Annotated in this window: 2 protein-coding genes; both read left to right on the top strand. The window is 38.3% G+C overall.

What is annotated here, in order from left to right; translation table 11 throughout:
- A partial coding sequence (locus MTN96_RS36725; RefSeq protein ID WP_248534828.1) for a TolC family protein occupies positions 1-800 on the top strand: 800 nt, incomplete at its 5' end.
- Positions 801-864: 64 nt separating this feature from the next.
- The coding region (locus tag MTN96_RS36730; RefSeq protein ID WP_248534830.1) for an efflux RND transporter periplasmic adaptor subunit at positions 865-1,772 on the top strand (908 nt) is incomplete at its 3' end.

Below are 1,772 nucleotides of genomic sequence, written 5' to 3' on the forward strand. Positions count from 1 at the left end.
CTCAGTTACTTTCAGTAAGAGAAAATCAATTACAAACGCTCGTTGGAATTATTGAAGATAAGCGAAAAGCAGGACTTTTAGAGCCACTTGACGCTGAACTGGTTTATTTAAACTTGTCCCAAGTTTTCAGTGAAATATCTGAGTCGCAAATTGCTTTGAAAAATGCAGAGGTAAATGTTCAGGAGTTATTGCCTGATTGGACGCCTAATACTACCAATTTGTTTTCATTTACTTTTGGAGCAACAAGCTACTCATTTAACTCCCAGTGGGTTGAGGAACATCCAAAAGTTAAACTTGCTAGAGCGAAATGGAAGGGACAACAATCTAAAGCTCAACTAACCACTATGGAATCTAAAGCTAATCCAACCATTGGCGTTAGCGCAGGGAAAAGTGGAGATGAAGACTTGGTTGGTGTGACTTTTTCAATGCCTTTAAACATCAGAAATAACTATACAGATAATGTTAAAGCCGCTTATTTAGAAGCCATTGCAGCCGAGGCGAATTTTCAGTCGGTATATCGAAAGCAGTCTTTTGAAGCAAAAGCTAATTATGAATCGCTTAATGTCAGTAGAAAATACTACGAGCAATGGCAAAAGCTCACCCAAGGTAGGTTGGCTAGCAGCGCAAATTTATTAAATAAGCGCTGGCAAGCTGGTGACATAAACACTTCTGATTATTTACTCGCATTAAATCAACGTGCGGAAGGGCTTCATGCAGGAATACGTTTGGAAAATCAATTCAAGCTTGCAGAAATATCCTTCATTTTAAGTATGGGTCAGTTATCCAAATTTGAGATTTGAGCGCTTTGTTTTTTCAGTAGCGAAAAACGAAATCTTAAATTTATTAAAAATATAGGTTACAAAAATGAATACAGTAATTAGTAAAAAATTTTTAGCCGTAGTAATTAGCTGCCTGTTAGTTGGGTTTACTACAAATCATGATGCTTTTGCACAGTCGTCAGATGGAACTGGTTCTGTCACAAACGTTTCGAAACAAGAAGAAAAAGAACATCAAGATGAGCATGAACACGAAAAGGGACATGAAGAAGATAAAGGTGACCATGACGAGCACGGCCATGAAGGTGGTAATAGAGAGGGAGAAGAAGAACATGAAGAAGGTATCACTATTGATCCAAAGAAGATGTCGCTTGCTAACATTAAAGTGGAAAGTGTTAAGCCTGAATATCAATTTAGCTCCGTATATGCACCTGGCGAAATAAAAGCTAATGGCTATAAAAGTTATGTGGTATCACCACGTACAGAGTCAGTCATTATCAGTCGCCATGCAGCGCTTGGCGAGTATGTAGAAATAGGTCAGAAGTTAGTTACATTATTTAGTGAAGCAATGGCTCAAGCACAAGCTGACTATTTAATCGCTTCAACCGAATGGCAACGTGTAAAAAAGCTGGGTAATAAGACGGTGAGTGAAAGTCGATTATTACAAGCTGAAACAACATACAATGCGAGCTATGGCAAGCTCATTGCTTTAGGGTTAACTGAAAAAGCAATAAATGGTATTTCTAACAAAGACATTAAAGCATTTGGACAATATGCATTAACGGCGCACCGTGAAGGTGTCGTGCTTCAAGACGACTTTATCCAAGGGCAACGTGTTGATGCTGGGGATTCAGTCATGTTGTTAGCTGATGAAAAACAACTATGGGTTGAAGCAAAAGTTTCTCCAAATAAAAAGCTAAATTTATCAATTGATTCTCCTGCGGTACTTAAATTAGAAGGCCAGAGTTACAATGCCAAAGTTATCCAAGAAGCCCA

It is taken from the genome of Pseudoalteromonas sp. 2CM28B, from assembly GCF_023161935.1.